Source organism: Brenneria sp. g21c3 (genome assembly GCF_040240345.1).
In the GTDB taxonomy this organism is placed as follows: domain Bacteria; phylum Pseudomonadota; class Gammaproteobacteria; order Enterobacterales; family Enterobacteriaceae; genus Brenneria.
The window spans coordinates 28428-54507 of the sequence record NZ_JBEIAB010000011.1 but is presented as its reverse complement, the minus strand read 5'-3'; the positions used below and the strand labels follow the sequence as shown (position 1 = coordinate 54507).

The 26080-nt window shown below is 55.6% G+C and carries 20 protein-coding genes; 8 read left to right on the top strand and 12 right to left on the bottom strand.

Annotated features, from left to right (window positions below; genetic code table 11):
- Window positions 1–18: 18 nt before the first annotated feature.
- Window positions 19–1359 (bottom strand): metalloprotease PmbA, encoded by a 1341-nt coding sequence (gene pmbA / locus ABRZ28_RS16085; RefSeq protein ID WP_319605157.1) that lies wholly within the window; start codon window positions 1357–1359, stop codon window positions 19–21.
- 222 nt (window positions 1360–1581) lie between these two features.
- On the opposite strand from pmbA, the gene yjgA reads away from it, so the two are divergent.
- Complete coding sequence (gene yjgA / locus ABRZ28_RS16080) at window positions 1582–2130, top strand: ribosome biogenesis factor YjgA (RefSeq protein WP_319605156.1); 549 nt, start codon at window positions 1582–1584, stop codon at window positions 2128–2130.
- Between the two features lie 100 nt (window positions 2131–2230).
- On the opposite strand, the gene ABRZ28_RS16075 is transcribed toward yjgA, so the two are convergent.
- From ABRZ28_RS16075 to csrD, 11 genes are all read right to left on the bottom strand, one after another.
- Window positions 2231–4444 carry a bifunctional diguanylate cyclase/phosphodiesterase gene (locus tag ABRZ28_RS16075; protein ID WP_330520897.1) on the bottom strand — a complete coding sequence of 738 codons (2214 nt, stop codon included), beginning with the start codon at window positions 4442–4444 and terminating at the stop codon, window positions 2231–2233.
- Window positions 4445–4586: 142 nt separating this feature from the next.
- Complete coding sequence (locus ABRZ28_RS16070; protein WP_330520896.1) at window positions 4587–6185, bottom strand: methyl-accepting chemotaxis protein; 1599 nt, start codon at window positions 6183–6185, stop codon at window positions 4587–4589.
- The gene (locus ABRZ28_RS16065) at window positions 6178–6390 is read right to left on the bottom strand and encodes a hypothetical protein (RefSeq protein WP_330520932.1); all 213 of its coding nucleotides are present in this window, start codon (window positions 6388–6390) and stop codon (window positions 6178–6180) included. Before ABRZ28_RS16065 ends, ABRZ28_RS16070 begins: the two co-directional genes overlap by 8 nt.
- Before the next feature lie 521 nt (window positions 6391–6911).
- The gene (gene tldD, locus ABRZ28_RS16060; RefSeq protein WP_330520895.1) at window positions 6912–8357 is read right to left on the bottom strand and encodes a metalloprotease TldD; all 1446 of its coding nucleotides are present in this window, start codon (window positions 8355–8357) and stop codon (window positions 6912–6914) included.
- A 112-nt stretch (window positions 8358–8469) separates the two neighbouring features.
- A complete protein-coding gene (gene yhdP, locus ABRZ28_RS16055; RefSeq protein ID WP_330520894.1) occupies window positions 8470–12294 on the bottom strand; it encodes an AsmA2 domain-containing protein YhdP in 3825 nt (1274 codons plus the stop codon).
- Between the two features lie 222 nt (window positions 12295–12516).
- Window positions 12517–13986: a ribonuclease G gene (rng, locus tag ABRZ28_RS16050; RefSeq protein ID WP_319605150.1), complete on the bottom strand. Its 1470-nt coding sequence runs from the start codon at window positions 13984–13986 to the stop codon at window positions 12517–12519.
- Window positions 13976–14569 carry a Maf family protein gene (locus tag ABRZ28_RS16045; RefSeq protein WP_319605149.1) on the bottom strand — a complete coding sequence of 198 codons (594 nt, stop codon included), beginning with the start codon at window positions 14567–14569 and terminating at the stop codon, window positions 13976–13978. The genes rng and ABRZ28_RS16045 overlap by 11 nt, the downstream gene beginning before the upstream one ends.
- An 8-nt stretch (window positions 14570–14577) precedes the next feature.
- On the bottom strand, window positions 14578–15066 hold the full coding sequence (mreD, locus tag ABRZ28_RS16040; RefSeq protein ID WP_319605148.1) for a rod shape-determining protein MreD: 489 nt from the start codon (window positions 15064–15066) through the stop codon (window positions 14578–14580).
- On the bottom strand, window positions 15063–16040 hold the full coding sequence (gene mreC / locus ABRZ28_RS16035) for a rod shape-determining protein MreC (RefSeq protein ID WP_319605147.1): 978 nt from the start codon (window positions 16038–16040) through the stop codon (window positions 15063–15065). The genes mreD and mreC overlap by 4 nt, the downstream gene beginning before the upstream one ends.
- A 372-nt stretch (window positions 16041–16412) precedes the next feature.
- Window positions 16413–17456: a rod shape-determining protein MreB gene (gene mreB / locus ABRZ28_RS16030; protein ID WP_009114770.1), complete on the bottom strand. Its 1044-nt coding sequence runs from the start codon at window positions 17454–17456 to the stop codon at window positions 16413–16415.
- A 318-nt stretch (window positions 17457–17774) separates the two neighbouring features.
- Window positions 17775–19712, bottom strand: a complete 1938-nt coding sequence (gene csrD / locus ABRZ28_RS16025; protein WP_330520891.1) for an RNase E specificity factor CsrD — start codon at window positions 19710–19712, stop codon at window positions 17775–17777.
- Window positions 19713–20076: 364 nt separating this feature from the next.
- On the opposite strand from csrD, the gene msrP reads away from it, so the two are divergent.
- The 7 genes from msrP to panF all read left to right on the top strand — a co-directional run bounded on the left by msrP (window position 20077) and on the right by panF (window position 26079).
- On the top strand, window positions 20077–21078 hold the full coding sequence (msrP, locus tag ABRZ28_RS16020) for a protein-methionine-sulfoxide reductase catalytic subunit MsrP (protein ID WP_330520890.1): 1002 nt from the start codon (window positions 20077–20079) through the stop codon (window positions 21076–21078).
- A 32-nt stretch (window positions 21079–21110) separates the two neighbouring features.
- The gene (gene msrQ / locus ABRZ28_RS16015; protein ID WP_319605144.1) at window positions 21111–21710 is read left to right on the top strand and encodes a protein-methionine-sulfoxide reductase heme-binding subunit MsrQ; all 600 of its coding nucleotides are present in this window, start codon (window positions 21111–21113) and stop codon (window positions 21708–21710) included.
- A 231-nt stretch (window positions 21711–21941) separates the two neighbouring features.
- Window positions 21942–22394: a type II 3-dehydroquinate dehydratase gene (aroQ, locus tag ABRZ28_RS16010; protein ID WP_319605143.1), complete on the top strand. Its 453-nt coding sequence runs from the start codon at window positions 21942–21944 to the stop codon at window positions 22392–22394.
- A 24-nt stretch (window positions 22395–22418) separates the two neighbouring features.
- Window positions 22419–22889, top strand: a complete 471-nt coding sequence (accB, locus tag ABRZ28_RS16005) for an acetyl-CoA carboxylase biotin carboxyl carrier protein (protein ID WP_319605142.1) — start codon at window positions 22419–22421, stop codon at window positions 22887–22889.
- A gap of 11 nt (window positions 22890–22900) precedes the next feature.
- Window positions 22901–24244: an acetyl-CoA carboxylase biotin carboxylase subunit gene (accC, locus tag ABRZ28_RS16000; protein ID WP_319605141.1), complete on the top strand. Its 1344-nt coding sequence runs from the start codon at window positions 22901–22903 to the stop codon at window positions 24242–24244.
- A 151-nt stretch (window positions 24245–24395) separates the two neighbouring features.
- Complete coding sequence (locus ABRZ28_RS15995; RefSeq protein WP_319605140.1) at window positions 24396–24638, top strand: YhdT family protein; 243 nt, start codon at window positions 24396–24398, stop codon at window positions 24636–24638.
- Entirely contained in the window at window positions 24628–26079 is a 1452-nt protein-coding gene (panF, locus tag ABRZ28_RS15990) for a sodium/pantothenate symporter (RefSeq protein ID WP_330520889.1), read from the top strand. The genes ABRZ28_RS15995 and panF overlap by 11 nt, the downstream gene beginning before the upstream one ends.
- Window position 26080: the final 1 nt, after the last annotated feature.

Here is a 26080-nt window from a genome sequence, read left to right as displayed (position 1 = left end):
GGCGTTAAACCGCGCCGCTTACTCGCCCGCGATCTTCATTTCCGGCAGTAATACCGAACCACATTGAATATTGCTTCGTGTTTCAATGTCATTCCCCACGGTCACGATATTGCGCAGCATGTCTTTCAGGTTGCCGGCAATGGTAATCTCGCTGACCGGATACTGAATCTCGCCATTTTCGACCCAGAAACCGGAAGCGCCGCGGGAGTAGTCCCCGGTCACGCCGCTCACGCCTTGCCCCATCAGTTCGGTGACCAGTAACCCCTTGCCCATCTGCTTGAGCAAGCCGTCGAAATCCAGCCCCTGCCCGGCAATGCGCCAGTTATGAATGCCGCCGGCATGACCCGTGCTCTTCATTCCCAGTTTCCGGCCGGCGTAGCTGGTCAGCAGCCAGGTTTGCAGCACGCCGTCTTTCACTATTTCGCGCCGGCTGGTGCGCACCCCTTCGCTGTCAAACGGCGTGGAGGCCAATCCTTTGCGCAGATGCGGCAACTCCTCAATCGTCAGCCATTCAGGCAGGATCTGCTGTCCCAGCTTATCCAGCAGGAAAGTGGATTTGCGATACACGCTGCCGCCGCTGATCGCGCCGACCAGATGGCCGAACAAGCCGGTCGCCACCTCGGCGGAAAACAGGACGGGCGCCTGCATGGTGGGCAGCTTGCGCGGGGACAAACGCGACAGGGTGCGGCGAGCGCACTCCGCGCCGACCCATTCCGGAGTGCGCAGTTCATCCAGCGACCGGCCGATGGTATAGGCGTAGTCGCGCTCCATATCCCCGTTTACTTCCGCGATCACGCAGCTGGACATGGAGTGACGGCTGGAGCAATAGCTCTGCAACATGCCGTGGCTATTGCCAAACACCTTGATGCCGTAATGACTGTTGAAGCTGCCGCCTTCGGTATTGGTGATACGCTTATCGGCTTGCAGCGCCGCTTGCTCGGCGCGGGCCGCCAGCTCGATGCCACGCTCCGCATCCAACGCCGACGGATGAAACAGATCCAGATCCGGCGCTTCGAACGCCAGCAGATCTTTATCCGCCGGGCCGGCAAACGGATCGACGGACGTATAGCGGGCAATATCCAGCGCGGCCTGTACGGTGCGGGCTATCGCGTCCGGGCTAAGATCGGTGGATGATGCGCTGCCTTTGCGCTGCTGGCGATACACCGTAATGCCAAGCGCGCCGTCGCTGTTGAATTCAACGTTTTCAACTTCACCATAACGGGTGCTAACGCCAATCCCTGTCGTTTTCGACACCGCGACTTCCGCCGCATCCGAACCCGCCCGCGCCAGCTCCAGAGCCTGAGCAACCGCCTGTTCCAGCGCCTTACGCTGTTGTGCAACCTGAGTGATTATTGTCATCGTCCTGCCATAATGAGTGAGAAAACCGAAGCCAATATATACCTGCGACTTGAAGTATGGCGGGTATAAAACGGTGTAACATCTTGTCCTTAAGTCTAACAGGATCTCGGGACAATTTCGCACAAAGCCCAAACCTGTTAGGATCAGCTTCTTTTTATCACGGGCGCCTTGCCCGTCGCCCTATGGGCCAATATGCTGCGCGCCGTTGAATAAGGATCCGACATGAATAAGAAACCCGAAGACTGGCTTGATGACGTCCCGGACAATAATGAAGATGACGATGATGAAATTATCTGGGTCAGCAAAAGCGAGATAAAACGCGATGCCGAAGCGCTGAAAGATCTTGGCGCGGAACTGGTCGACCTGGGTAAAAATGCGCTGGAACGCATCCCGCTGGATGACGATTTACGCGCGGCCATCGAGCTGGCGCAGCGTATCAAGAAAGAAGGCCGCCGCCGCCAGTTACAGCTCATCGGGAAAATGCTGCGCGCCCGCGATCCGGAACCCATTCAGACCGCGCTGGATAAACTGAGAAACCGCCATAATCAGCAGGTGGTGCTTTTCCACAAGCTGGAGCAGTTGCGCGATCGTCTGATGGCCGAGGGCGACGATGCGATCCCCGACGTGCTGGCGCTCTATCCCCATGCTGACCGCCAGCAGTTGCGCTCGTTGATACGTAACGCTCAGAAGGAAAAAGCCGCCAACAAACCGCCAAAATCCCTGCGCCAGATTTTTCAATATCTGCGCGAGTTGGCGGAAGCCGGCGAATAAGAGACGCAGTGAGCCCCAGGAATGGGGCAACTTTGTCAAAGCCAGAGTCGATGAACCGTATCAAACGCGGCGCCGTTGCGAAAAAACCTCGCCGCCGGACTCAGCGTTTGGCCAGCCCGTGGTCATGACACCAGCTTTCCAACTGTTCAGGCGGCAATGGCCGGGAGAATAAAAATCCCTGAGCCAGATCATAGCCCTGCTGCGCCAGTATTTCGCGCTGCTTTTCATTTTCCACCCCTTCCGCCACCACGCTTAAATGCAGGCTGGCGCCAATATGGGTCACGGCGTCGGTAAGCACGCGATTTCTCTGATGCGACTCGATATTATGGACGAAACTTTGATCGAGCTTCAGTTCATCAAAGCTGATACGGTTGAGGTAGCTTAAGCTGGCGAAACCGGTACCGAAATCATCCATGGAGAGTCTGACGCCCAGTTCACGCACCTTATTCAGAATATTGATGGTATCGGCATTGGTATCCAGAATCACCTCTTCGGTAATTTCAATGGTCAGGTATTCGGGTTGCAGCGACGCTTGCGATAGCGTGCGGGAAATCAGCGCCGGCAGCTCGGAATTGTGGAAATTGGTCGGCGACAGATTAATCGATACCATCGGCACATTCACGCCGCGCCGGTGCCAATCGGCAAGCTGCCGGCAGGCGCCGGCAAGCACCCATTCACCCAACTTTTCCATCAGCCCGCATTCCTCCGCCAACGGAATAAATCGAATCGGAGAAATTTCGCCGAACTCAGGATGAAACCAGCGGGAAAGCGCTTCGACGCCATGAATATCACCGCTCTTCAGACTAATCTGCGGCTGGTAATAGAGCTGCAAAGAGGATTCATCGAGCGCCTTTCTCAACGCGCTTTCCAGCGTCAAGCGCCTTCTGGCGACCTCGTTCATCTCCTTGTTGAAAAAGCCCAACCGCCCGCGCAGGTGGTACTTTGCCTGATGCAGGGCAATATCCGCGCCCTTGATCAAGGCGCTCACATCACGGCCATTATCAGGATATAAACTGATGCCGATGGTGACGGAAGGCGTCACCACTATCCCATTGATGGAAAACGGTTTCGACAAAATCGCCAGCAGCCGCTTGGCCGTTGCGGCAATGTTGCGGACATCCGCGACATTCAGCAGCATGGCGAACTCATCGACGGAAAGTTTACCCACCAGATCGGCTGCGCCGCATTGCTGGCGCAGGCACTCTGCAATATGGCGCAGCAGCTTGTCGCCGGCCGCGACGCCCAGGGAGCTGTTGACCTGCTTGAAACGATCCAGACAAATCATCAGCACCGCCAAAGGGTGTCCGCGGCGCGAGGCGTTAATCACGGCGTTCTCCGCGCTGGCGCGAAACAAATCACGGTTCGGCAACCCGGTTAGCGGGTCGAAAAAAGCCAACTGCCTGATTTTTTCACAGGACTCATCCCGCTCGATCGCCAGGGCGCACAGACCGGTACTCAGCATCACCAGATTCTGATGGCATTTACTGGGGCCGCGCTCCCGCCGAAAATAGAACGAAAAGGTGCCGATAACCTGGTTCTGGCTGGAAAAAACCGGACTGGACCAGCAGGCCACCAATCCCTGCGATAAAACCAGATCGCAACAGTCGTCCCATAATGGATTGGCGGCGATATCGCCGACCAGAACCGGCGCGCCCAACCAGGCCGCGGTGCCGCAAGATCCGGCATCGGGGCCGATAGGCGCGCCGTCCAGCGCCTGCCCGTAAGAAGCAGGCAGACTGGGCGCCGCCAGCGGCCGCAGATAGCCGAGCTTATCCACGCGCGCCACGCTGCATACTACCTCTGGAGCAATACGCTCGATCTCCAGACACAGCAGTTCAATGACCTCTTCCAACGGCCGGTCGCGGGCAAGCGCTTCCAATACCGGGAATTGCAGCACCTCGTACATTTTGGTTGCCGTAATCTCGGTAAATACGCCGACGGCATACATCGTACCATTGGGCTTATCATAAAAATGATTGAACACAATAGAGCACCACAACGGATAGCCGGATTTATGGTAAACCCGGGTTTCGACATGATAACGATGGTCCGACGCCTGGAATTTATCCTTATCCGGCTGGCAACCGAACCCGGTTTCACAGCGGATAAGCTTTTCTGGTTCCTGGCCCGACGCCTCTTGCCGGCTATAGCCCAAAAGCCGCGTAAAGCCGGCGTTCACAAAAGTCGTTCGCCGATGACCGCTCACGTAACGGGCAATAAGAATCGCACTGTCGCTGCCGTTGACGGCGGCGGCCAATAGCCGTTCTTCGACCGGTTCTGTAGTAGAACTCGCCTTTAAGGGAGAATTTTCCATCAATTGAACTCCTTTCACTAAACAGAACCATCATCGAGAGCGCACCCGCGCCGGGGGCCAATCCCCTGGCGCGCAACAACGTCAAACATCAGCCGCTGACATTCCCTTGCCGACCAACCGTTATACGAGCGCCGGTCGACGCTCATTCCTTTCCGATAAGGAGGCCGCCCTCAACGGCATCGTTATTCCTGCCTGATAAGGTGAATACGCGCATTGATGCTTCCAACAAATCAGCCTGCTCGGCCAGAGAACTGGTGGCGGACGAGGCTTCTTCAACCAGCGCGGCATTTTGCTGCGCGACCTGCTCTAACTGCGTTACCGCAACATTGACCTGCTCGATCCCCTGGCTCTGCTCTTCCGAGGCTAATGAAATCCCGGAGACCAATTCCTTCACTTTACTCACCTCCGCCAGCAGGGTTTCCATATCATTGCCGGATACGGACGCCAGCGCGGCGCCTTGCTGTATTTTATGGCCGGCATCTTCAATCAACTCTTTGATTTCTTTCGCCGACGTCGCGCTGCGTTGCGCCAGATTGCGCACCTCGGAAGCCACCACCGCGAAACCTTTGCCCGCCTCGCCGGCTCGCGCCGCCTCAACCGCGGCATTCAGCGCCAAGATATTGGTTTGGAAGGCAATGGTATCGATGACGCCGATAATGCTGGAAATCTTCTCCGAACTTTCGGAGATAGCCTGCATCCGGTTAACGATATTGGTGATGTTCTCGCCATTTTTTTGCGCCAACCCAGTCATGTTTTCCGCCATGCCGGTGACCAGTCGAGTATTTTCGCTATTCTGCTTCACCGACGAGGTCAACTCCTCCATGCTGGCGGCCGTCTGCTCGATCGACGACGCCTGCTCTTCCGTGCGTGACGATAAATCCTGGTTGCCGGCGGAAATCTGGCGGGTGCCGACGGAGATGACTTCGGAAGACTCTCTGACATCGGAAACGATGACCTTCAGCGACTGCTTCATATCCTCCAGCGAGGTCAGCAGTCCCCCCATTTCCGTTTTCGGCTGGTGCGGAATATCGAACGATAAGTCGCCTTTGGCGATTAAGCCAAAGACATGCTTAGCCTCATTGATCGGGGTGAAAACAATCGCGCTCATCAACATTTTTGATAATATGATCAAGACTATAGTTAAAATGATGGCGACAATCACCACGCCCACGTTAATTTTATAAGAATCAACCGAATGTTCGATTTCCCGATCGCCGAGTTCACGGGCAAAAGCGGAAAACTCATTAATGCTCTTCTGAAGCGCTTCTCCTTTTGTCGAAACCGCGCTAGTTATCAACTCATAAAAAAGATCCAGGTTACCCGCATCCAGCGCTTGCCTGGCGGGCGTAATACCTTCTTTTATATAGGCATCGTAGGCCTTCTCGATGTCAAGACGGAGCTGCCGCCCGCGTTCCGTCACCGGAACAATAGCGTGCAGGGCCTCCATATTTTTATTCGCTGAATTCAGGTAACCGTCCGCCTTGACCCCCATGCCGTCGACGTTTTTTCCATCTTCCTTGGCCATTGCCAGATTATAAAGAACAATCCTTCCACTTAATAAGTCGGAATATAGCGCATGGAGCGGATTAAGCTGGTCCCCTTCAATTCTGTCTATGGTATACAAAGCATCTTTACTTTTTGTCAGTGCGCTGATACTAAAAACGCTGACGCCAATAAGTGAAAGGCCGAACAACCCTATAATTATAGTCAACCCCAGACTTATTTTTATTTTCTTAAACATCTCCACCTCCAAAAATAGTTTCACCGGTGACTATCGTCCTGATCTGGCGAATCTTTATTGCAAACAGTTCATTTAAAACAATCCCCCAACATGGAAGAAAAAATAAGGCAATAATCCCGAACCCAATCGTATTAATAGCGGCAGGCATCAGATAATTTTTATTTGTTATTGCAATAATCCCAACAAGGAATAATTGACTTATCATTTGAATATCGCGAAAAAAACCAAAGACACCCCAAAGAAAAAGATAGCGCGCGCCTACCCCGGACAACAAACATAAATAATTAATTGATTTTTAATGAAAAAAATAAAACACATAGCCGAAAATGAAAATGAGAATTATCAACCGCGCGTGAGAGATGAGTATTTATGGGATAATAATGAAATCGTATTCATTGATGGAGCAATACGAACGTTATAAAGCGGCTGTTATTACGATTTCATCGCCCGAAAACAATTCATAGGCGATTTTCATATAGCGAAATAATGCCATCGATTAAATTTTAATATTGCCAACCGATTACCGCATTTAACATGAAGAAAAATCGTTGCATGGCAAGAATAAAGGATAATATTTCCATGCTGTTGAACATCGGTTTAGAAAAACGATTTAACACCACAGGGAAATAATAACAGTTCGGGAAAATAACCCGACAAACGTTTTTAATTATCCATAAAAAAAACGGCAGCCTATTACGGCTGCCGTCAGATTGGCCGGTCGTCAATTTACGCCGTACCGCCCACCGTCAGGTTGTCCAGCTTCAGCGTCGGCTGACCCACACCCACCGGCAGGCTCTGTCCCTCTTTGCCGCAGACGCCCACGCCTTTATCCAACGCCAGATCGTTTCCCACCATCGAAATCTGCTGCATCGCCTCAATACCGGAGCCGATCAGCGTCGCGCCTTTCACCGGGCTGGTTATCCGACCTTTTTCAATCAGATAGGCCTCCGATGTGGAAAAGACGAACTTACCGGAGGTAATATCCACCTGGCCGCCGCCGAAATTCGGCGCATACAAACCATACTCCACGCTGGCGATAATCTCTTCCGGCGTGGATTTTCCGTCCAGCATGTAAGTATTGGTCATACGCGGCATCGGTAAATGGGCATAGGATTCGCGACGGCCATTGCCTGTCGGGTCGACGCCCATCAGGCGGGCGTTCAGTTTGTCCTGCATATACCCTTTCAGGATGCCGTTCTCGATCAGCACGTTATATTGTCCCGGCACCCCTTCGTCATCCATCGCCAGCGAGCCGCGGCGACCATCCAGCGTACCGTCATCGACCACCGTACACAGCTCGGACGCCACCCGTTCCCCCACCTGACCGCTGAAGACCGATGTTCCGCGACGGTTGAAATCGCCCTCCAGGCCGTGTCCTACCGCTTCGTGCAACAGCACGCCCGGCCAGCCGGCGCCCAACACCACCGGCATCGAACCCGCCGGCGCCGCAATCGCAGACAGATTGACCAACGCCATGCGCACGGCTTCCTTCGCCCAGGCATCGACGCGCGCTTCGCCTTCCGCCGCTTGCCAGAAATAGTCATAGCCGCTACGCGCGCCGCCGCCGCTGGCCCCGCGCTCACGCTTACCGTCCGCTTCCACCAGCACGCTGATAGACAGGCGAACCAGCGGGCGGACATCCGCCGCCAGCGTACCGTCGGTGGCGGCGACCAGCACCAGTTCATATACGCCGGTCAGACTGGCGGTCACTTCCTGCACCCTGGCGTCGGCGGCGCGAGCCACGCTATCCGCGCGTTGCAACAGGGCGATTTTATCTTCACGGCTCAGGCTATCCAGCGGATTAAGCGAAGAATACAACGCGCGATGAGAAACTTCGCCCAGCGTATGCGCGCGGCCGTCGCCCTGCTCACGCACAATGCTGCGCGCCGCCTGAGCGCTCTGGTGCAACGCGTTCAGCGTGATTTGATCGGCATAGGCAAAACCCGTTTTTTCGCCGTTAATGGCGCGGATCCCCACCCCCTGATCGATATTGTAGGAGCCGTCCTTGATGATACGGTCTTCCAGCACCCAGGATTCATGATAGCTGGACTGAAAATAGAGGTCGGCATAATCCAGACGACGTTCATTTAACTGGCCCAACACAGAAGACAGGTCTTGAAGGCTCAAGTTGTTTGCGGTGAGTAATTGCTCACTGACAAAAGACAGACTCATATTTTTTCACTCTTTATTCAATGAAATCGGGTGGACGAACCGCGCTAACCCTCTCTGCCGCTTTCCATCAGGGAAAGGGGATAAGGTTTGCCGCTATCTCTCCGGCATGGCGCTACTTAGCCTTATTGTTACTCGGTTCACGCAGTACTTCCTGAATCTTCGGCTGATCAAGGCTACCGGAAATCTGATAGCGGATCAGCGAAATCTTATTCCATAACGGCGCCAACACCTTACTGGCGGCAAACACCGCGGCGCCCACCACCGGGTTGACGACAAACGCCGTCGCCACCCCCACGGTCGCGGAGATTTCCGGCGCGATCACCGCCTCCATATTGATCTGGCGATTCGCCAAATCGACGTCCCCCTTCATGGCGATATCCGCTTCCAGCCCATCCACCAGCATATCGTCGGTACGCAAAATACCGTCCTTAATCCATGCCGTGCTGCGAATGGAGTCAAAGTAAAAGCCATGACCAAAGGTATCACTGAAATCAAACTTAAGCTTGCGCAGCAACGCATCAAAGCTGACCAAACGCAACAGTTGCCCGGCCTGTCCCGTACCCGCATCGGCTATTTCGCCCTTGCCGATTCGGGTATGCAGTATGCCGCTCAGACTGGCGATATCAGGCGCCCATGGCGTACCGCGCCAGTAAAGATCGTAATCGACATGGAAAGACCCGGCGCGCAGCGGCGTATCAATGCCAAACCACTCGGCATTCTGTATCAGGCTATCGCCCGATACGCTCCCCTTTAGCGCGGTGCGCACGCCTTCGGCGTTTTGCTGCCAGCTGCCATTCGCCGTCAGGCGCGCTTTCCCGGTATCAATGATGCCATCACTGAGCGTTAATTTCCCTTTTTCCGGCTGCAACGTTGCCTGAATCCGGCCGAAATTCTGCCCGACGAACCAACACTGACGGCAATTTATCTGCAATGCAGGCCAATTCTCAAAGCTGATGCCTTTCTCATTCAGCGGCGACTTGTTCTCGGCCAGCGCGATAGGGTTGGTCGCCTCATCGCCTTTCCATTGCGGATTGTAGTAGAGATAATGAATATCGCTGCGCCACATCCCGCGATCGGGGATATCCAACGTGGCGTCGACTTCACGCCCCTTAAGCCGCACCCGGTTACCGTTGCTCAGGAGACTTTCACTACTCGCCGACACATCGTGCCATTGCTGTCCCAGCAGATTCAGCGACGGCGTGCGCAACGTCACCGCCGCGGGGAGAGCGACGCGGCTGGTTGCCGCGCCGTTGTTCATTGATGAACGCGCGGCGGGCAATAACCCAAGCCAGCGTTCGCCGTCCAGCGCGGGAAGATCGAGAACCAACGCCGACGCTTCCGGCAACGACGGCGTTTTCGCCCCTTTGCGCCAGGCGGCCCGCGCCAACGCCAGCGTATTGCCTTTCAGCAGCCACTGACTGTTGAATACATGGTCTTTACCCAGACTGCCATGCAGATCAAAACCGTTCATATCCCCTTTAACCTTCACCTGCAAAGGGAGGTTCTCGCCGGAGGCTTTGCTCAACGGCGCAGGTAAGTGACTGCTTACTTTATCGAGGGCGGCCAGCAGATCGACGCGATAACTCGGTTTGCCGCCATGAGGCAGCGTCACGGACACCGTGCTTTTCCAATCCGCGCTGCCGGAGAGATTATCGGCCGCCAGCTTCGGCAGACCGGGGAAACGCGCAGGCTGCCACGCGCCCTGAAGATCGACATTAACCAGAAACGCCTTATCCTGTTCCTCGGTGGTGAAATTCACCGTCATCGGCTGATTCAACCAATTGCCTTGCAGCGTTTCACTGCGCAGATTGCCGTTGTCATAACGAAATTGACCGGTCAGATTTTTTATCGTGCTGGATAGCGGTTTGATGTAAAGGCTATTGTCGTTCAATGCGACATTACCGCCGGCCTGCACCAGCCCCCCCGCCAGCGGAATATCCAGATGCAGCGACCCTTTTACCACGCCGCCGATTTGCAGTTCTTCAAGTGCGGCCCCCAGCGACGGTTTCAGCGGCGTCTGCTGGAAGTAATCGCCGATGTCCTTACCCTCGCCTTCCAGCTCGCCGTCGACCAGCAAGTGTTCTTTGTGATAATCGGGGATCGCCGCGCTGATGTTTCTGCCATCCACGTTCCCCAACGAGGTCTGCGGCGCCAGCATCCATAAGCCGTTATTGACGAAATCGAGATTGATATCCAACTGCGTCAACGCCGGCCACCCCGGCTGAAACTCAAAGGTGGAATTTTTGACCGGCGCCCAGACTTCAAATTGCCCCTCATTGCGCAGGTAAGGGAAATGCTGTGGATTACCCGCAAAAATCAGCGTGCCGTTATCCACCGATCCGCTTTTTAACGCGCCGCTCAGATAGTCGACCAGACGCTTGCCCATAAAAGGTTCCGGGTAATAGCGCCAGGCGTCCGCGGCGTCCGTCAAACGCAGGCCGGCCAGAATATCCAGCCTTGGCTCGCCGGTTGCAGGCTGCTGATAATGGAAATCACCGTTTACCCATAGCGATTTGGCCTGCACGTCAAGCCCATGGCTCCAAAGCGCCCAGCCATCGCCGTCGTTACGCCAGTCAATGGCGCCGCCGGCCTGACGGATTTCCAGCGGCGCGCGGAACATACCGTTATTAGGCAGTTGGCTGTTTTCCAATGCCAGTTGCAGACGTCCGCGCCCGGCGCTGCCGCGTACCGACCCCGAAAAGTGCTCCACGCCCGGCAAATGCTGCCACGCCTGCCAGCTCACGTCGCGCCACCGCGCCTGAAAACGGCTTTTTTCCGTCTGATGCAGGGGTATATCCAGCGCCAGCGCATCGAGCGCGCCTTTGGGCCGCATGGCATCCCAATGCGCTTTCAGCGCCGGGGTGGTGGTGGACAACAGCGGCAGCAAGCTTCCCAGCCGCGTCAGTTCCAGGTTGCTGGCCCGGATACGTAATTCTGCCTGGTCGTCCGCGCCCGGCGCATCTTCGCCCTTCGGCAGCCAGAGTGCCGAGAGCTGGCCCCTCGGCCAGGCGACGTCATCGGTCGCCAGATTCAGCGCGGGTACGGCCAACCGCCAGCCGTTATCCTGACGACCAATGCGCAACACCATGTCGTTCACGCTCAGGCGATGAGTCTGTTCGCCTTCGCGCCAGCTGGCGGCGCCCTGATTAAGAAACACGTCCGCGCCCCGGATATCGCCCCCGCGCACGTTCAGCCAGGCCGCCAGGCTGAAATCCGCGCTTTCCAGTCCGGTATTATTCTGTAACCAGCGACTCAGCCAGGGCTTCATATCGATATTGTCGGCCTGTAAATAGAGAGTGCCGTTATTGAGCCGCCCCTGCGCATCATCCAGATCCATCCGCATCTGAACCACGCCATGCTGGCCGTTAAAGCTCGACAGGCTGATCAGTCCTTCGGCCCGGTGGCGCTGGTCGGCGTTCAGCCAGGTTAATTGAGGAATGCTGAATTCAGCGCGAGAGCCGGAGGGCGTAAGAAACGAGATATGGCTGTCGCGCAGATCGAAATGGTCAAATTGACGCAGGAACAGGTCGTTCAATCGGCCGGACGGCATCAGATCGCCATCCCGGCTTTGCCCGGTCAGCGTGGTGTTGAGATTAAGCCGCAGTTGATAGAAGGTCAGATCGCGGAACTGCCAGCGCCCATGCAGTAAAGATTGCCAGACATCCAGCGCCAGCGTAATCCGCTCAACCCGCCAATCGGACTCAGGCAGGGTGGTTTGCAGCTTTTCAATTTCCAGCGAGGGGCCGAAAGAGGCCCAGCGGCCTTTGATCGAGCCGATCTCCAGCGGCGCCCCGGTGACGGACTGAACCCATGCCGCCAGCTGTGGCCGGAAGCGATCGAGCTGTGGCAGCACCAATCTTAAGCCGCTGACTAACAGCGCAACAATCACGATAAGAGTGGCGCCCGTTGCGAATAATATTCCGGGCAGTCGCCTCACGTATTTCTCCTTGTTTTCGTCACCGACGACGAGCGAAAGCCGCTTTCATAAGGCCGATCTCCAACGATCGGGATACTGGGAACGGCGACGGCGCAAGGCGTCCCGACGGGAAGCTTATCGCCGTGTTTTCCCTAACTCCGGGCTTAATATCATAAGGGGGAGTTATGCTGCCCGCGCGCGTTCGGAAAAGCGCGCCGGGGCCGACATGCATCGCCAGTTGGTTTACATCATGACAACGTCGAACTGTTCCTGACTATACAGAGGTTCAATCTGCACTTTGACCTGTTTGCCCACGAAAATTTCCACCTCGGCCAGCGCGTGCGACTCTTCGCTTTTCAGCGCTTCGCCCACCGACGGCGATGCATACACCAGGAAGCGATCGGTATCATAAGCATGATGAACGCGAACAATCTCACGCATAATCTCGTAACACACGCTTTCCACGGTTTTCACCGTGCCGCGCCCGTGGCAAGTGGGGCATTCGTTACATAATACGTGCTCTATACTCTCACGGGTTCGCTTACGCGTCATCTCCACTAATCCTAGTTGAGAGAAACCATTAATACTGGTTTTTACCCGATCTTTACTTAGCGCCTGTTCCAGAGAATGCAGCACGCGGCGGCGGTGGTCTTCGTTGTTCATATCAATGAAATCAATGATGATAATGCCGCCGAGGTTTCTCAAGCGCAACTGACGCGCTATCGCCTGCGTCGCTTCGATATTGGTGTTGAAAATGGTTTCGTCCAGATTGCGGTGGCCGACGAACGCCCCGGTATTGATATCGATGGTGGTCATGGCCTCGGTTTGATCGATAATCAGATAACCGCCTGATTTCAACTCAACCTTTCTGTCCAGCGCCCGCTGGATTTCATTTTCCACATCAAACAGATCGAAGATGGGCTGTCTACCGGCGTAGTGTTCCAGCTTGTTGGTCATTTCCGGGATGTATTCGGCGGTAAACTCCAGCAGCGAGTCGTACGTCAGTTTGGAATCCACGCGGATGCGATCCAGCGCCTCGCCGGCGAAATCACGCAGCACACGCTGCGCCAGCGCCACTTCGCCATACAGTTTATATTTGGTCTGATTGCGTTTTTTTCGCTCCATGACCTTGCCCCACAGCCGCTTTAAAAACGCGGCATCCTGGGCTAGTTCCTCCTCGCCGATCCCTTCGGCGGCGGTGCGGATAATAAAACCGCCGTGCTCGTCGCAATAATCCGCGACCGTTTTTTTCAAACGCTCGCGCTCGACTTCGCTCTCAATGCGCTGCGAAACGCCGACGTGCGAGGCGCCGGGCATAAAAACCAGATAGCGCGACGGCAAGGTGATATCCGTCGTCAGCCGGGCGCCTTTGGTGCCCAGCGGATCTTTAACCACCTGCACCATCAGATCCTGTCCCTGGCGAACCAGCTCGGCGATATCGCGCACATGAAAGTTTTTCTGTTCGTCGCCGGCCACGCATTCCGTATGCGGCATAATATCGGACGCGTGCAGGAAGGCGGCTTTATCCAGCCCGATATCCACAAAGGCCGCCTGCATTCCCGGCAATACCCGGCTCACCCGGCCTTTATAGATATTACCGACGATGCCGCGTTTGGCTTCGCGCTCAATATGGATTTCCTGCAAAATGCCGCCATCAATATAAGCGACCCGCGTCTCTGATGGCGTGACGTTTACCAGTAACTCAGCAGTCATGTTTTCCTCTTGCAATCCGCAGCGCAGCAAAATTACTGAACAATTCTTCAGTTTCCACCAGCGGCAATCCTACCACCGCGTGGTAACTTCCCTTGATTGACTTAACAAAGCATCCGCCTTTGCCCTGAATGCCATAAGCCCCGGCTTTATCCATCGGCTCGCCGCTGGCGATATAATGGGCGATATCCCGGCGGGAAAGTGTGCGAAAGACGACATCAGTAACAACCAGACTGCTTAAAATATCGTGTTTATCGGCCAGCGCCACGGCGGTCATCACCTGGTGCCGCTGGCCGGAAAGCTGGGTCAGCATCTGTTCAGCATGAGCCTCGTTCCGTGGTTTTTCCAGTACTTGTCCGTTCAATACCACAATAGTGTCGGCGCCCAGCACCGGCAAATCCAACGGCGCGACCGCGACGCCCGCCGCCGCTTTTTCATGCGCCAGCCGGCGAACATAACTCTCCGCCGCTTCATTTGGCGCTCGCCGCTCTTCCACCGCCACGCTCAGGTGCGAGAAAGGAATGTCGAGCAGCGTCAACAATTCGCGTCGACGGGGAGAAGCGGATGCCAGATAAAGTTGAGTCATGAGTAGCCTTATTGCACGGTAAACTGACGGCGAATTTTGCGCATTAGCAGGAACAGCCACGGCCAGAGCACGCCGTCGACCACGCTATTCCAGAACGTTTCCGGATGAAAGGCGATATTAGCCACCAGAAATTCGGCCCAGAACACAATCAAATCCATCAACAACGAAAGCAGCATGACGATCAATGCCTGCTGCCATAATGCCATATTCCGGAACAGCTGGAATTTAAACGAAACCAGATAAGCGACGATACTCAAAGCCAACGCCCGGACGCCCAGGGTCGAGCCTAAAATCAGATCCATAATGATGCCGAGCACGAATCCGGTTCCCACATTAACCCGATGCGGCAACGCCATCACCCAATAAATCAGGAACAGCGTCAGCCATGAAGGGCGATAGATATAGATCTGCTCGGGCCACGGCATAATCTGCAACAGCATCGCGATGAGGAAAGAAAGCCAGATAATCCAATTGCCGTGGCGTCGGTAGCGATTCATTGGCGTACTCCCGGCGGCGTAACGGCAGGATCGGCAGCCGGCGGCGGCGGCCCCATCTCATCCGGAGAAGGTAAGACCTGAGGCATCATCTGCATCAGTCGTTCATTAGCGACCCGGTGAACCTCAGACGGCGGCAGCGCGGCGCCCGCATTTTTTTCCACGCCCCACAGCAGCAGCAAATAGCGCAGCCGCTGCAAACCGGCGGTCGGACGCGCCTGAATCACGGTATAAGCCCGTTGGGTATCGATTTTCACCGACGAAACCACCGCGACAGGATAGCCTTCAGGGAAGCGCCCGCCCAGCCCGGAAGTCACCAGCACGTCGCCGACGCGAATATCGGTATTGTTAGGCAGGTGCTCCAATTGCAGGTCGTCAGTACAGCCGTTGCCGGCGGCAATCACGCGGATATCGTTGCGCAGTACCTGAATGGGCAGCGCATGGGAAACATCGCAAATCAGCAAAATCCGGCTGGTGAACTGCCCGACGGCCACCACCTGGCCCACCACGCCCTTATCGCTGATCACCGGCTGGCCTTCATACACGCCATTCACCCGACCTTTATCGATGACCATCTGATCGCTATAGGGATCGGTGCCGGCGGAAAGCACCTGAGTCACGATTTTTTGCTCATCCTGACGCAGCGGCGAACCCAGCAGCTCACGTAAGCGGGCATTTTCTTGTTTGAGTTGACCCAGCAACAGTAAATCGCTGTTTTTCATCAGCAACTCCTGACGCAACGCGGTATTTTCCAACGCCAGCTGCTCCCGAGTGGTCAGCGATTCAGACAGATTATCCAGCACCTGGCGCGGGCCGTTGGCCAGAAAATAGAAAGGACTGACGGCGGTATCCATGTAGGTTCTGATGTGAACGAACGCGCCAAGCCGACTGTCAGCAATGATCACACAAATCGCGGTAACGACGGCAAGGAAAAGTCGTAGTTGCAGGGAAGGTCCCCTGCTAAAAATCGGCTTCATAAAATTTGCGTATTCCTCGACAACAATAAAAAATCGCCTGGAGCGATTTTCAACAACGCACCGCGTTGGCCCACAGGGCGAGTCTCATGGATGAGACGAGTAAAAAATCGCCTGGAGCGATTTTCAACAACGCACCGCGTTGGCCCGCAGGGCGAGTCTCACGAATGAGACGAGTAAAAAATCGCCTGGAGCGATTTTCAACAACGCACCGCGTTGGCCCGCAGGGCGAGTCTCATGGATGAGACGAGTAAAAAATCGCCTGGAGCGATTTTCAACAACGCGCCGCGTTGGCCCGCCATAAAAAAGGGGGCTGCCGAGCGGGATGAAAAATGTACGCATTCATCCATACGGCGCCCCCTTTCCGCGGCCGGATTATTCTTCGCTGAACAAGTCGCCGCCATGCATGTCGATCATTTCCAACGCTTTACCACCGCCACGGGCCACGCAGGTTAACGGATCTTCCGCCACCACCACGGGAATGCCCGTTTCTTCCATCAGCAAACGGTCCAGGTTGCGCAACAGCGCGCCGCCGCCGGTTAAAACCATACCGCGTTCGGAAATATCGGACGCCAGCTCCGGCGGACATTGTTCCAGCGCCACCATCACCGCGCTGACGATGCCCGTCAACGGCTCCTGCAACGCTTCCAGAATCTCGTTGGAGTTCAGATTAAAGCCGCGCGGCACGCCTTCCGCCAGATTACGCCCGCGCACTTCGATTTCCAGCACTTCATCGCCCGGATATGCCGAGCCGATTTCATGCTTGATGCGCTCCGCCGTCGCTTCGCCGATCAGCGAGCCGTAATTACGGCGGACATAATTGATAATCGCTTCATCAAAGCGGTCGCCGCCGATACGCACGGAGGAGGAGTACACCACGCCGTTCAGTGAAATCACGGCGACTTCGGTAGTCCCCCCGCCGATATCCACCACCATCGAGCCGGTCGCTTCCGATACCGGCAGACCCGCGCCAATCGCGGCGGCCATCGGTTCTTCAATCAGGAACACTTCACGCGCGCCGGCCCCCTGGGCAGACTCGCGGATCGCGCGACGCTCGACCTGCGTGGCGCCCACCGGCACACAGACCAGCACGCGCGGACTTGGGCGCATAAAGCTATTGCTATGTACCTGTTTGATGAAGTGCTGCAACATTTTTTCCGTCACAAAGAAGTCGGCGATAACGCCGTCCTTCATCGGGCGAATCGCGGCGATATTGCCCGGCGTACGGCCCAGCATTTGTTTGGCGTCATGGCCGACGGCGGCGACGCTTTTCGGCGAACCGGCGCGGTCCTGGCGAATCGCGACCACCGAGGGTTCATTCAGTACGATGCCCTGCCCTTTAACATAAATCAGGGTATTGGCGGTACCCAGGTCGATGGACAAGTCGTTGGAAAACATGCCACGAAATTTCTTAAACATAACTAAAGGATAATCCTGCAAGCTGGGGGCGAAAAATAAATTCGCCTACTTTACCAACCACACAAAGCAGCGACAAGGCAAGACAACGCTCTGCTTCGGTGAAAAAAGTCTGTGTCGCGCACATCGGTTTTAGAAAGGAATACCATCTGGAACGCCTCTTCTCTAAATAGCAAGGCAGATTACCACTTTCCACCTCGCGGAATAGCACTAACACAGGACATAAAATCTGACATTTAACCGGATTGCCGTTAATGTGAGCACACACTAACTAAATCAACGGACGACTCATTCTACGTCAATTCGAGCCGGACTTTTACACTAAACACGATAGTGCGGTGAATATTTTTTCAGCTCATCGCTTACCGGCAGCGAAGCGGCAAAAAAATCGCCCTGACCGCCGTAAACGCCCTTATCCAGTAACGTCCGCCATTCCGCTTTCGTGCGTACGCCGGCGGCGAAAACTTTGGTCCGCGTACCTTTACAGGCTTCCGTCAGACTTTGTACAAATAACTGATTTTCCGGCCGTCGTTCCAGACTGCGCACCAGGCCGGGGTGCAGCTTAATCATTTCCACCTGTAACGACTTAATATAGGTGGTACTCACCAGCGTTAATCCCGCCTGATTGACCGCCAGACGACAGCCAAAGGCCAGAATAAGATTCAGCGCCGGGCGCAAACGGCCGATATATTGACAGACGTCTGCCTCTGCAAGTTCAAATAAAATACATTGTCGTTGTTTTTTCGGACATTGCATCAAGGCTTCCTGTAGCCAGCTCAGGAACGTCTTTTGCAGAAGTGAGTCCACACTCACCTGAATGGCCAACGTTTCGCCGGGCCAACTGGCCGACAACGCGATGCTGCGGGAGACCAGTTGCCGATCGTAGGTGGCCGTCAGACCCAGTTGCCGCACCAGCGGCATAAACTCCGCGGCCAGCAACTCTTGCGTACCGTCATAGATACGGCTCATCATTTCACGGTGATGCACCACCCCTTCCCGGGTCACCGCCGGTTTTTGATACAGTCGCGGACCGCCGCGGGCCAACGTTTGTTCCAGCAGCGTACGCCATTTCACGCTGCCGCGGCCTTTATCCGGCACCTGTCGGTCAAATACGCACCAGCCGTTGCCCCCTTGCAGCACCGCGTTGCGCGTGGCGTCCTCCACGCTTTCCATCACCTGTTCGGGACTTTGCCCGCTGCGGTAGGCGCAAATGCCGATATGAAGCATATCCTCACGATCGATCAACGGCATGGCCGGTAAAATATCAATGGCTTTTACCAGCTGCGCCGCAATATTATCCGCTTCCTTCAGCGTGCAATGCGGTAATAACACCGTAAAATCGCTGTTGAAATAACGCGCCAACAGCGCGGACGGATAGCGCATCACAAACGTCGAGAGCAAATTCACCATGGTGAAGCTGTATTCCTGAATTTCGCCGCCGTAGCCGTGCGTTTCCTGCAAGGTTTCAAAGTCCGGCAGACGAATCATCATCACCACGCCGTGGGTGCCGACGTTTTCAATATCCTCCAACTGCGTCGTCAGTTGGTTATCAAAAAACAGACGGTTATTCAGACCGGTTTCCGCATCCTGCGCCGCAAAAGCCCGAATCAGGGTATCGACCCGGCTGCGCTCCTCCCGCGCCTCAATCAAATCGGCCAGCAGTTGGTCGATGGCGCCGCTGGCGTTCACCGGCCATTCGCGCGCGGAGCCATGCATCACGGATTCGCGTTCGCCGTTCAGAATAAGCCTGGCTCGCGCCTCCAGCTCCTCCTGTCCGGCGGCTTCGCGACGCAACCAGCGAATGGCCAAATACAGCATCAGCGCCAACAAACAGATCGCCAATGACACCGACAGCGTTGACAAAAGGAAGTGCGACACCCCAATCAAGGGATCGGGATAGATGGCGTCGATCTCCATATCCAAATGATGCATCAGCGGGAGTCGGGTATCGTGGTACACATAGACGCGCTTATCATCCGCTTCCGGCAACCGTACCGAATACAGCACGGCGTCGGCATTGCGGATCTCCAACGCGACGATGCCCGCGGTTTTCATCATCGCCGGCAGCCAGTACTGAATGTTTTCGGGCGATTGCACCAACAGCGCCTGATCGATGCTGGCCGCAATCTCGCTCAACTGTTGAGTCGATCGTTGCTGGCTATAATAGAAAAGACTGAAAACGCTGCTGAAAAGCATTAAGACGACGGTTAATACCGCCAGCAGCGTCATACGTATGGTGAATCTGGTCGTAAATCCCATCCCTGCGTTCTACCCCTGATAAATGTTGTTGCTGAAGATTTATTGTTTTTTTATCAGCCCGTATGCCGCCGGCTCTAAATAGAGTCGCCAGACAGTGACGCGCCTTTTAATCCTGACCCGACCGATCATACATGCAGGATCTGGTTTCCGAATAGGGGAATGCTCTCACTGCGACCCAAATCCGTGAACTCGATGCGGATCAATCTTGCCGACACGGAGCGCGGGCCGCCGGGCGCGTTGCGGCGCTACGGATGAACCAGTAACACTCTGCAAAAAACTATTCCCTTGTCCGCTCGCGGTTTCCCCTTTAACTCATCTATAAATTAACTGAAGAACCTTTATTTACCCAACAGGCAAAATACCTATGCAGAAAAATCGCAAGCTGACGGAGGCGGATGTCACGCCGGAAGCCATTTTCCACCAACGTCGCCGCGTGTTAAAAGCGCTGGGCGTCACCGCCGCGTCCCTGACGTTGCCGCTGTCGGCGCAGGCGGATTTGCTCGCCTGGTTTAAGGGGGGCGATCGTCCCAAAGCCCCGCCGGGCAGGCCATTATCCTTCGCCCGGCCGGAGGACTGGCGGCTGGACGCGCCGCTTACGCCGGAGGATAAAGTCACCGGCTACAACAATTTTTATGAGTTCGGCTTGGATAAGGCCGATCCGGCCGCCAACGCCGGCGGGTTGAAAACCGCGGGCTGGCAAATTCAGATCGAGGGAGAAGTCGCCAAACCCATCACGCTGGATATCGACGACCTGCTTAAGCGTTTCCCGCTGGAAGAGAGAATCTATCGTTTACGCTGCGTGGAAGCCTGGTCGATGGTCGTCCCCTGGGTCGGGTTCGAACTGGCGAAACTGATTAAGTTTGCCGAGCCGACCGGCCATGCCCGCTATATCGCCTTTCAGACGCTCTACGATCCGGAGCAGATGCCGGGCCAGAAAGACCGCTTTATAGGCGGCGGCCTTGACTATCCCTATGTTGAAGGACTCCGGCTTGATGAGGCGATGAATTCCCTTTCGCTGCTGGCCGTCGGCGTGTACGGAAAAACGCTGCCGCCGCAAAACGGCGCGCCGATCAGGTTGGTCACGCCGTGGAAATACGGTTTTAAGAACATCAAATCCATTGTCAAAATCCGCTTTACCCGCGAACGCCCGCCGTCGACCTGGAATCTGGCGGCGCCCGATGAATATGGTTTTTACGCCAATGTAAACCCGCAGGTAGATCATCCCCGCTGGTCGCAGGCGACGGAGCGAGTCATCGGGTCCGGCGGTATTTTGCATGTGCAACGGCAGCCGACCCAGTTGTTCAATGGTTACGCCGATCGGGTGGCTTCGCTGTATCGTGGCCTGGACCTACGGAAAAATTTCTGATTAACCGCGCTGATTCCCAGGATAACTGCTGTATGCGACTGACGCTTCAACGCCTGACATGGCTGAAAATCATTCTTCATCTGGCGGCGTTTTTACCGCTGTTATGGTTGATACTGGCCGTCGACCAGGGCTGGTTCAGCGCCGATCCGGCAAAAGATATTCAGCACTTTACCGGCCGCATGGCGCTGAAACTGCTGCTGGGCTCGCTGCTGATCGCCCCGCTGGCCCGCTACGGCAAACAACCGCTGCTGATTCGCTGTCGCCGCCTGCTCGGGCTATGGTGTTTTGCCTGGGCGACTTTGCATCTGGCGAGCTACGCGCTGCTGGAACTGGGATTGAACCATCTGGCCTTATTGGGAGAAGCGCTGCTTTCCCGCCCGTATTTAACGCTGGGAATGATCGCTTGGCTGATTCTGCTGGCGCTGGCGCTGACATCGACTCAGGCGATGATGCGCAAGTTGGGATCCCGTTGGCAAAAACTGCATAACCTGGTCTATCTGGTCGCAATCCTTGCGCCAATCCACTATCTTTGGTCAGTCAAAACGCTCTCACCCCAGCCTATTCTCTATGCGCTGCTGGCGCTGCTCTTGTTGCTGTTACGTTATAGAAAATTCCGTCAGTGGCGGCGATAAGCCGCCGACTCGCGGAGTCGGCAAACACCGGCCCCGACCGATCGCCGGTTGAATATCTCCGCAGATAAGACCAGTAATTGGCTGCTAATTGCGACGAAATGGTTATAATGCTCGACTTTGTTTCGCACCACCGGACAATTTGCATCGTGAAAGGTGACAAACGAATAGCTTCGCGCTATTTTGTGCGACACTGTTTTGCAATCTGGGTTAATCGCGGGAGATCGCAGCACAATGGCCGGAAAGTTTCACATTTTGCTCTTGAATGGCCCTAACCTGAATCTGCTGGGCGCCCGTGAGCCGGATAAATACGGTAAGACAACGCTGGCGGAGATTGTTAGCAATCTGGAAACACAGGCGCAGTCGCTGGGGGTGCGGTTCTCTCATCTGCAATCCAATGCGGAGCATGTGCTGATCGATAGAATTCATCAGGCCAGGGGAAATACGGATTTTATTTTAATTAATCCGGCGGCATTTACCCATACCAGCGTCGCGCTGCGCGACGCCTTACTGGCGGTCGCAATCCCGTTTATCGAAATTCATTTGTCCAACGTGCATGCACGAGAACCTTTCCGCCATCATTCTTACCTGTCTGATGTCGCGGTAGGGGTGATTTGCGGCCTTGGCGCAGATGGTTATAACTATGCTTTACAGACAGCGGTAACACGCCTGTCTACCTCCAATTAAACAAAAGAGTACGGAACCACATCAATGGATATTCGTAAAATCAAAAAACTGATCGAACTGGTTGAAGAATCCGGCATCGCCGAACTGGAAATTTCTGAAGGTGAAGAATCAGTACGTATCAGTCGTGCCCCGGCAACGCCAAGCTACCCTGTGATGCAACAGGCCTATGCGCCGATGATGCAGCAACAGCCGGCCTTGTCCGCCGCTGTCGCGCCTGCGCCCGCCGTCGCGGAAACCGCAGCGGCGCCGGCGGCCATCAGTGGTCACATCGTTCGTTCTCCAATGGTTGGTACTTTCTATCGTACCCCGAGCCCGGATGCAAAAGCGTTTATTGAAGTGGGTCAGCAGGTTAATGTCGGCGACACGCTGTGCATCGTTGAAGCCATGAAAATGATGAACCAAATCGAAGCTGACAAAGCTGGCGTCGTCAAAGCGATTCTGCTCGACAATGGTCAACCGGTTGAATTTGACGAGCCGCTGGTTGTCATCGAATAACGGGGCTTACCATGCTAGATAAAATCGTTATCGCCAACCGCGGGGAGATTGCGCTGCGTATTTTGCGTGCCTGTAAAGAGCTGGGCATCAAAACCGTCGCCGTTCACTCCAGCGCGGATCGCGATCTGAAACACGTATTGCTGGCGGATGAAACCGTGTGTATCGGTCCGGCGCCGTCCACCAAAAGCTACCTGAATATCCCGGCGATTATCTCCGCCGCGGAAATCACCGGTTCCGCCGCGATTCACCCCGGCTATGGCTTCCTGTCGGAAAATGCCGATTTTGCCGAACAGGTCGAGCGCTCCGGCTTTACCTTCATTGGTCCGCGCGCCGAAACCATCCGCCTGATGGGCGATAAGGTTTCCGCTATCAACGCCATGAAAAAGGCCGGCGTACCTTGCGTGCCGGGTTCCGACGGCCCGTTGGACGGCGACATGGATAAAAACCGCGCCTTTGCCAAACGTATCGGCTACCCGGTGATCATCAAAGCCTCCGGCGGCGGCGGCGGTCGCGGCATGCGCGTGGTGCGCGGCGATAAAGAGCTGGAACAGTCCATCAATATGACCCGTGCGGAAGCCAAAGCGGCTTTCAATAACGACATGGTTTATATGGAAAAATACCTGGAAAATCCGCGTCACGTGGAAATTCAGGTATTGGCCGACGGTCAGGGCGGCGCCATTTATCTGGCTGAACGCGACTGCTCCATGCAACGCCGTCACCAGAAAGTGGTGGAAGAAGCGCCCGCGCCCGGCATCACCAGCGAACAGCGTAAGTTTATCGGCGAACGCTGCGCGAAAGCCTGTATCGATATCAACTATCGCGGCGCCGGTACGTTCGAATTCCTGTACGAAAACGGCGAGTTCTACTTTATTGAAATGAATACCCGTATTCAGGTGGAACACCCGGTGACCGAAATGATTACCGGCGTGGATCTGATCAAGGAGCAATTGCGCATTGCCGACGGTCAGCCGTTGTCCATCAAGCAGGAAGACGTTCACGTTCGCGGCCATGCGGTGGAATGTCGCATCAACGCCGAAGACCCGAATACCTTCCTGCCGAGCCCGGGTAAAATCACCCGTTTCCACGCGCCGGGCGGCTTCGGCGTGCGTTGGGAATCCCATATCTACGCCGGCTACACCGTTCCGCCGTATTATGATTCCATGATCGGGAAATTGATCACTTACGGCGAAACCCGTGAAGTGGCGATCGCGCGCATGAAAAATGCGCTGGCGGAGCTGATCATCGACGGCATCAAAACCAACGTCGAACTTCAGATGAAGATCATGGACGACGAGAACTTCCAGAAAGGTGGAACCAATATCCACTATCTGGAGAAAAAACTCGGGTTACAGTAAATACCACGACTGCGGTCCCTGCCGTTATGATCGTAAAAGGCCGGTGAAAACCGGCCTTTTTGCTTTTTTATCAGTTCAGGCAGGGCGACCCGACGACACAGAGTAAAATTTGCCGGTTTCGCTATGACGCCGGCCTGACTATGGGGGAAAAATGGACATTCGTTTTCTTCAGGCTCACCGGGAAGCCCGCTGGGCGATGGGCCTGACGCTGGCTTATCTGGTTGCCTGGATTCTTACTGCTTATCTGCCTGACAACGCTCAGGGCATTACCGGGCTTCCTCACTGGTTTGAAATGGCCTGCCTGCTGCTGCCTCTGGTCTTCACTCTGCTGTGCTGGCTGATGGTTCGCTTCATCTTCCACGATATCTCACTGGAGAATGACGATGCAAAGTGAAGTGCTGCTGCCGCTGCTGGGCTATCTGCTGTTGGTGTTCGGGCTGTCGGTCTACGCCTACCGTCGTCGGCAGGCCGGCAACTTTCTGAATGAGTATTTTCTCGGCGGCCGCTCCATGGGCGGCTTCGTGCTGGCGATGACCCTTATCGGCACCTATGTGAGCGCCAGTTCGTTTATCGGCGGCCCCGGCGCGGCTTACAAGTACGGCCTGGGCTGGGTGTTGCTTTCCATGATCCAGTTGCCCACCATGCTGCTGTCGCTGGGTATTCTGGGCAAAAAATTCGCGATTCTCGCCAGACGTTATAACGCCATCACTCTCAACGATATGCTGTACGCCCGCTACGGCAGCCGGCTGCTGGTCTGGTTCGCCAGCATTAGCCTGCTGGTCGCCTTTATCGGCGCCATGGCGGTACAGTTCATTGGCGGCGCGCGTCTGCTGGAGACCGCGGCCAATATTCCCTACGATATCGGCCTGCTTATTTTCGGCGTCACCATTGCGCTGTATACCGCATTCGGCGGTTTCCGCGCCAGCGTATTGAACGATGCCATGCAGGGCATCGTGATGCTGCTGGGGACGATCATCTTATTAGTAGGCGTGGTTCACGCCGCCGGCGGTTTGCACAGCGCGGTGGATAAACTCCACGCCATCGACCCGGCGCTGGTCACGCCGCAGGGCAGCAATCAGATCCTGTCGATGCCGTTTATGACCTCGTTCTGGGTGCTGGTCTGTTTCGGGGTCGTCGGCCTGCCGAACACCGCCGTGCGCTGCATCTCCTATCGCAACAGTCAGGCGCTGCATCGTGGTATTATTATCGGCACCATCGTGATCGGCATCCTGATGCTGGGCATGCACCTGTCCGGCGCGCTGGGTCGGGCGATTATGCCCGATCTGACCATTCCGGATCAGGTATTGCCGGCGCTGATGGTGTCCGTTCTGCCGCCGCTGGTGGCCGGGATATTCCTCGCCGCGCCGATGGCGGCGATCATGTCCAATATCAACGCCCATCTGCTTCAGGCTTCCGCCACCATAATAAAAGATCTTTATCTCAGCGTTCGCCCGCAGCAAATTCGCAATGAAAGGCATATCAAGCGACTTTCCAGCATGACCACCCTATTGCTGGGCTTATTGGTGCTTATCGCCTCCTGGCGGCCACCAGAGATGATTATCTGGCTAAACCTGCTGGCCTTCGGCGGACTGGAAGCCGTATTCCTCTGGCCGCTGGTGCTTGGGCTGTATTGGGAGCGCGCCAACGCCACGGGCGCATTATGCGCGATGCTCAGCGGCGCGGGCTGTTATACGGCGCTGGCCAGCTTTAATCTGCATCTGGCGGGCTTTCATCCTATCGTGCCGGCGCTGACGTTAAGCCTGCTGGCGTTTATTATCGGCAACCGGTTCGGACATCGCGTACCAGAACCGGTTACCGCTCCCCATTCACTTTAAA